This window comes from Chitinivorax sp. B (assembly GCF_005503445.1).
Taxonomy (GTDB): domain Bacteria; phylum Pseudomonadota; class Gammaproteobacteria; order Burkholderiales; family SCOH01; genus Chitinivorax.
Genome location: NZ_SCOH01000089.1, coordinates 1 through 6,279, shown reverse-complemented (window position 1 = coordinate 6,279; position 6,279 = coordinate 1). Strand labels below are relative to the sequence as shown.

The 6,279-nt window shown below is 51.1% G+C and carries 3 protein-coding genes and 1 pseudogene; all 4 read left to right on the top strand.

Annotation, left to right across the window (positions count from 1 at the left end):
• A pseudogene (locus FFS57_RS24105) lies at positions 1-100 on the top strand (IS5/IS1182 family transposase); the annotation flags it as partial.
• Positions 101-701: 601 nt separating this feature from the next.
• Complete coding sequence (locus tag FFS57_RS24100; RefSeq protein ID WP_137940381.1) at positions 702-1,631, top strand: LysR family transcriptional regulator; 930 nt, start codon at positions 702-704, stop codon at positions 1,629-1,631.
• Positions 1,632-1,976: 345 nt separating this feature from the next.
• A complete protein-coding gene (locus tag FFS57_RS24095) occupies positions 1,977-3,551 on the top strand; it encodes an endo-beta-N-acetylglucosaminidase (protein WP_171014187.1) in 1,575 nt (524 codons plus the stop codon).
• 188 nt (positions 3,552-3,739) lie between these two features.
• Positions 3,740-5,854 carry a galactose oxidase-like domain-containing protein gene (locus tag FFS57_RS24090; protein ID WP_249384154.1) on the top strand — a complete coding sequence of 705 codons (2,115 nt, stop codon included), beginning with the start codon at positions 3,740-3,742 and terminating at the stop codon, positions 5,852-5,854.
• The last annotated feature ends 425 nt before the right edge of the window (positions 5,855-6,279 follow it).

The window sequence follows — 6,279 nt, the reverse complement described above, 5'->3', positions numbered from 1 at the left end:
AAAACATCGGCGGCTGTGGAAGAACTGTGAGCGGCAGTTGAATACCAGCTTGCAGTTCATCCATCTCGCCTTCTTGGCTCTATTGCTCAAAAGACTTTGAACAGGCTCTTAGAACCTGTTCAATGTCCTATTGCGCGACCGCGATCGGGGCTCATGCTGCTCAATATCCCCATGTATTACCCCTACACGCCGGTTTTTGCGCTGCGGTTCACCCCGCTGGTGGCCGCTCATCATAGACCTTGAACAGACGCTTAGGCCACTTCGCGTGACGAATCGAGCCGATCCGTGGCAACACGCGCCATCGAACCCTTCTGGATTGTCCCCGAACGATAGACCCAGTTTTTCGACCCGAGCGTTAAGAAACGGCCCGGCCGGGATAACTGCAAGTGAGATGGATCATGCATGTTTTCTCACAACATTCTCCATCGGTGATTCTGTTCACTTGATCAATCGACAAGGTCGCAGGTCAGTCGTAATCGAGGCGGATTGGTGTAATGGATGATGCCAAAGTTCGACCTAACTGCGGGAAGTCCTGATTGGCTGATGGGTAATCTATATGACATGGTTCACATTCCTTGATTCATGCCGTAGGAATGGCCTTGACCGGATGGATGGCTGAAAACCCGGATAGGAGCGGTATTTCCCTGGTGTGGATGACCTTCGTAAAATGAACTGATTGAATCGCTTTATTCGAATGTGCTATGAATGTTTCGCTTAGACACCTGCGTGCTTTTGTTGCTGTTGCCTGTACTGAAAGTTTCACCGCCGCCGCTCGAAATCTGTGTCTGACACAGTCCACGCTGACCAAGACCATACGTGAGCTGGAGGAGGAAGTGGGCTTGGCGCTGTTTGTCAGAACAACGCGCAGCGTGACGTTGACGCCCGATGGGTCGATATTCCTCCCGGGCATGCAGCGCCTGCTCAATGATCTGGAATTGTCGCTGGCTGATCTGAAGGAGCAGTCCGCAGGCCGCCGAGGCAGCTTGCATGTGGCATGTGGAACGGCGTTCTCGTCAACTGTGCTGACCGAAGTATTGCGTCGGATGCGTGATCGCTTTCCCGCCATACATGTCAACTTGCTGGACGATTCCAGTGCGGGTGTCATTCGCCGCATTGCCCTGGGCGAGGTTGACATCGGTTTTGGATCGTATGTGGGGGCTGCAACCAATGTATTGAAGATTCGAAAGTTGCTGACCGCGCAATTGGGTGTCATGTTCCCACCTGATGTGTCGATACCAGATGGTTTGATCGGGCTGGAAACCTTATGGACGATGCCTTTGCTTCGTGATAAGGAGGATTCGAGCATCATGAATGTCCTGGGGCGGCATCTGCCTGATCTTTGGCAGAAAGTATCATCCAATTTTGCCATCGCCAATCTCGATACGCAGTTTTGCCTGATACGTGCCGGAGTTGGCGCATGTATTTTGTCTGCACTGGCAGCGTCGCATCCCGCGGCCCGTGACTTGTCATACCGGCTGATTGATATGCCGCAGCTGCAACGTGATGTCTACGTGTTTACCCGTAACGAAGTCCCGCTGTCGCCTGTGGCAACCACTTTTCTGCAGCTTGTTTATGAAGTGTTGCCAGAGATGACATTCTGTCCTGGGGTGCAACTCACTTCTTCTGTGTGATGCGTATGTCGCAGATAAATCGCAAAGCAGGAGAAAGGACCCAAAACCTCTGGCTAATTGATGACAAAAGCGTAATTTGCGGTAAAGGTACGTTTGCTCTGCGTAAAAGTGCGCGAGTGAAAATGCAAAAGTCATAAATTTAAATATCGCTGGCAAGTTCGATCTTGTCCTACCTGCCTGGTTGATGATTTTGTTGAATCAGTCAAGTGAATGGCACAAGGTAGAAATCTGATGACATCTGATTAATGCGGAAAAAGAATCAAATGATTCGATTTAATCATTTTACAGTGTAGTGGATGGTGGCACAGAATCTCCTGACCTATTCAGGGTATGGAGGAAGATAAAATGAGTGCCAGAACGATTCAAAAAAAATTTACCGCAATCCTATTGCCAGTATTATTGGCAACATCTGGATCGGTGTGGTCAACAGAGCTTAAAACTCATACTTGGGCATTAACAGCGGGTGATAACTCCAAACAGTACCCACTGCTGTCTGATGTCAATCCAGATAACCTGTCAGGTTATATTCCACCCTCGACTACATCACTAGCTACCAATTTGATCGAGAGTTGGCATACACCATCATCTCATGTGTCCGATAATGCCGAAAAGCAGTTTACGGCTATTTATCGGATTCGACCTTCGGTAAAAACACTGTCGACGACGGATATTGCCGAGCCCGTTACTTTTCAGAACTGGGCATTCATCAGGAGATTCATTGCATTTGGTGGGGAGGCCAGTACTGGCGCCCATGTTTTCGCACCTGACCCGAAATGGATCGATGCGGCACACCGCAATGGCGTCAAAATCTATGGCACGGTATTTTTGGCGGATCCGGCACATGGTGGGCATGCCGGTATGGTAGCTGAGCTTTATGGCAGTCGATCCGGTTGGGATGAAACATCGAAGGCAAGTTACCGTGTTGGTGCATTGGACAAGTTGGCGGCCATTGCCAAGAAATTGAATCTTGATGGGTGGTTTATCAATCTGGAAAGTATTGGTCAGGATGACCGTAACCAAATGACGCACATCCGATCGGTAATGAATTATGTGCTACCTGAATATCGCAAGCAGGGTGTTGATTTCATCACCTATGTACCGCAAAACGCCGGTGTGATTCCTGTTGATATCGATGATAATGGCATCGCCAATTTAGGTTTGACCATTCATGATAATAGTGTGGGAATTGATGCGGCCAGCGTCATGTCGAAATACCAGAACAAGAGCTACCTGATGTTTCTGGACGAGCCTTTCTGGCGAAATATGCCGGGATCGACTCGAATGTTGTATCGGCAGGCTGCTGCAAAGTCGACAGCATGCCAATTCTTTCAGGGCACCGGGCAATGGCAGGGCTTCAAATATTATACAAAAATGCGCTATCCGGCCGGGGCTGATGTCAACAAACTGCTTTGTGCTGGTGATGCCGCTGCGCTGTCCACCCCTAATCCAGAAACCATTCTCACCCTGCGGACACCGCCAAGTGTATATGCCTCAGTCACCGGGGCTGGCGTCACGGGTCCCTACAAGCTGGATCAATTTGGGTGTGACGATACGGGTACCACATCGCTCTGCCAGTATCTGATTCCACAAGACGGGAATGTCAACATCACCCTGACTTCTCGCTCTGTCTTCTATTCGACGAAGTCCAAATCATGGGTTGGTGCAATCAAGTATCTTAACCCGAATACCTTGATGATTAAGGCCAAGCCATCCCAACCCAGTGACATTGCCACGGCATCCAATGCCCAGCTCTGTTATTCATCACTGTCAAAAACATCAGAAGGCCTATACCAGCGTAGTTGCACGATACGAATCGTGAGGCAGCAAGTGAATGGCGCATTGAATGTTTACCCTGGGCTGAATCTACATATGGATGTCGGGTATTACCCACAAAGTATGTGGCCATACCTTGGGGAATGATGTCCCCAATGTAGGTTGATGCATACCTGCCTGGTTTCTCCAGGCAGGTATCTTTTTTGAATATATTGCCGAGCGAGGGCATTTTTATCCTGAATAACGTACATGGGGGAAGATTCATGCCGTAACTGTTAGAAGAATATAGTCAGCAAAATAAAAAATAAAATTTGAAGTGGAGAATTAGCTTGAATATGAAGATAGATGGCATCAGAAGTATCGAACAATCAGGATTGGATAAGTATTCCGTCTATTCAACACATGTTTCCGGTGAGTGCCGGCAGATACCTTCAAGCCAGCCCAGAAAAAGGCTGGCTTATGTTATCGGCGTGATGTTTACCGGTGCCGCTTGTCAGAACCTGTATGCGGCACTGCCGGAAAGCGGGTTTATCTATCAATTGAAGAATCGGCAAGCCGACTTGTGTGTGGCCACGACGGGTGCCACGGGTGCGCCGGTAAAGGTGGGGGAATGTAGCGGTGCAAACAGTCAGCGCTTTACCATCTTGAATAAAGGCGGTGGTAATTTCACCGTGAAAACTGTGCCAGAAACAGGCAGTTGTCTGGCCATTCAGGAGGGTGTCGCACCAAATGGTGCGCCCATTCTGGTCCAAGCCAATTGTGGCGGTACGCCCGCCTTGTCAAAGCAATGGCGGCTTGTCGAAAAAGCAAATGGAATGCAGTTGGTGTCGGCAGCAAGTGGTCAATGCATGGTTGCTTCCGGTGGAGTCGGTGCAGCACTTGTTCAGGGCGTATGTCAGGACCGGGCCGATCAGTTGTTCACTGTAACCAAGTTTGAACGTTCGTCGACTGTCCCGTCCGAGTCTGGGCAATGGTCGGCCCCCATCGAACTGGGTGGGGTCGTGGCTTCATCCGCCACGTTGCTGCCGAATGGCAAGATTCTGTTCTGGTCAGGTACCGGTACCCATTCCTTCCATCAGACCGGCGTGTACAACACCTACACTGGGACATTTGACCCTGCAACATTGCAAGTCTCGATCAAAAACGAGTTCACCGGTCATGAGATGTTTTGTCCGGGTTCGGTCATGACTGCAGATGGTCGTGTGCTGGTCGTGGGTGGTGGCGGTGACCTGCCCATCCGTAACCATGTGACCAGTTACGATTACCTGTCGGGGAGATGGTATCGGGAGGCCAATCTGGCAATCCCTCGATGGTACAACTCGGCAACTATCCTTGGGGATGGTAGCGTGTTCTCAATTGGCGGTGATGGCGCAGGCGGCGCCGAATACGCCGACAAAGAGAAGAGTGCCGAGATCTGGACACCTTCCACCCTTGGTACGGGCGGTGTGACGGGCGGCAGCTGGCGCTATCTACCCAATACTGGCGAGCCAGAATGGACCGGTGGTGAGGGCGCCGCACGGCACCAATACTATCGCAAGGTCTATTTGAGCACGGCGGGCAAGTTGCTGGAGCTGGCGCCAAGCCCGATCATGCGCTGGCACAGTACCGCTGGTGATGGTGCGACGACCGTTGCTGCTCGTCGAATGGATGCAGACAACCCCGGAATGGTTGACGGCTACGCACAAGGTGGGACCACTGTTTACTTTGAACAGGATCGTGTATTGCTGGCTGGTGGCGCTGCTGCCTTTGGTGACGAAGACCCTTCAAAGGTTGAAGCAGATGTACCTGCGTACAACAAGTCATATATTGTCGATCTGGCGACCGGCAAGGCATCGTCGACCTCGCCAATGCACTTCCCAAGGTATCAGGCGAACGGCGTCGTGCTACCGGATGGGCAGGTCATGGTAGTGGGGGGCGTCTCACGTTCCCTGTTGTTCAATGACCAGAAAGCACTGATGGCGCCGGAATTGTATAACCCGACTTCGCAGCGCTGGTCCGTATTGGCACCCATGAATAAGCCGCGCATCTATCATTCGACAGCAGTATTGTTACCGGATGGCCGTGTCTGGGCTGCGGGTGGCGGACAGTGTGGTACATGCAGCGTCAATCAGACGAATGCAGAAATCTATAGCCCACCTTATTTGTTCATCAATGGCATTCGCCCAAGTATCACGGCGGCACCACAAGAAGTTAAATATGGCAATGGGTTCCAGGTAAACGTCAGCAGCGATACCAATATTGATCGCTTTGTCCTGATTCGCCTGGGTGTCACAACACACATCACCAATACCGATCAGCGATTGGTGAAGCTGTCGCACGTTGGGGGCAATGGTACGTTTACGCTTGCTGCACCACAAAACGGAAACGTTGCGCCCCCGGGGTACTACATGCTGTTTGCAATCAACGGTAGAGGTCAACCATCGATTGCCAAAATGGTACGTGTTGCTTGATCTGTTCTTAACCTACCCTTGAGTTGACAGTGCCGCCAGTGCCTTGCTTGCACCGCAGGTGGGGGTGACCGCACCGCAACTGAAAGTAGCACCGGAAACCAGACACCCTGTCGGCTTAACCGTGAGGTTGTCGATACTGTGTTCTCTTCCCTATAGAAACAGCTCGCGCCCAGCGCGAGCTGTTTCCATGGCTCCGTCACTTTGCCAGCCTCGTCTCAAACCCAATACCCTCGCCCTTCTCTGGCATATTCCCCTGTAAAATCAATACTCAACCTGCATATTTCACTCGCTGCACTGCAGCAAAGCTGCTATAATTTACAGCTTTTTACAAATCCCGCTGTATCGCTTCACCCATGCGCATCCTGTTGATCCATCAGAATTTTCCTGGCCAGTTCCGCCATCTTGCCTTGCACTACGCCCAGCAA

What these genes read in the sequence shown, in the direction of transcription:
- FFS57_RS24100 (WP_137940381.1), top strand. Translation starts at nt 702, where the DNA reads ATGAATGTTTCGCTTAGACACCTGCGTGCTTTTGTTGCTGTTGCCTGT.
- FFS57_RS24095 (WP_171014187.1), top strand. Translation starts at nt 1,977, where the DNA reads ATGAGTGCCAGAACGATTCAAAAAAAATTTACCGCAATCCTATTGCCA.
- FFS57_RS24090 (WP_249384154.1), top strand. Translation starts at nt 3,740, where the DNA reads ATGAAGATAGATGGCATCAGAAGTATCGAACAATCAGGATTGGATAAG.